Origin of the sequence: Cellulomonas sp. IC4_254, from assembly GCF_011603975.1 — a bacterium.
Classification (GTDB): domain Bacteria; phylum Actinomycetota; class Actinomycetes; order Actinomycetales; family Cellulomonadaceae; genus Cellulomonas.
In genome coordinates, this window is the sequence record NZ_JAANNB010000404.1 from 1 (window position 1) to 495 (window position 495).

The window sequence follows — 495 nt, forward strand, 5'->3', positions numbered from 1 at the left end:
GGGCAGCGGCGAGGCCCGCCGCCGGGAGTCGTTCTACGAGGCCGTCGGCGGCCACGTCACGTTCGCCCGCCTGGTCGACGCGTTCTACGACGGCGTCGCGACCGACCCGGTGCTGAAGCCGATGTACCCCGAGGAGGACCTCGGCCCGGCGAAGCGCCGGCTGACGATGTTCCTCGAGCAGTACTGGGGCGGCCCCACCACCTACTCCGAGGAGCGCGGGCACCCGCGGCTGCGGATGCGGCACCTGCCGTTCGTGGTCGACCCCGACGCGCGGGACCGGTGGCTGCGGCACATGCGGGCCGCCGTCGACACGCTCGGGCTGGCGCCCATGTATGAGGCGACGCTCTGGGACTACCTGGAGCGCGCCGCGCACTCGCTGGTGAACTCGGCCGCACGCTGAGACGCGGCGCGCCGGGGCACGGGCGCGGCGCGCCGGGGCGCGGGGGCGGCGCGCCGGGGCACGGGCGCGGCACCGCCCGGGCACGGCCGGAGCAC

1 protein-coding gene is annotated in these 495 nt (G+C 77.2%); it reads left to right on the forward strand.

What is annotated here, in order from left to right:
• The coding region (locus G6556_RS19030; RefSeq protein ID WP_240934786.1) for a globin at positions 1 to 400 on the forward strand (400 nt) is incomplete at its 5' end.
• Positions 401 to 495: the final 95 nt, after the last annotated feature.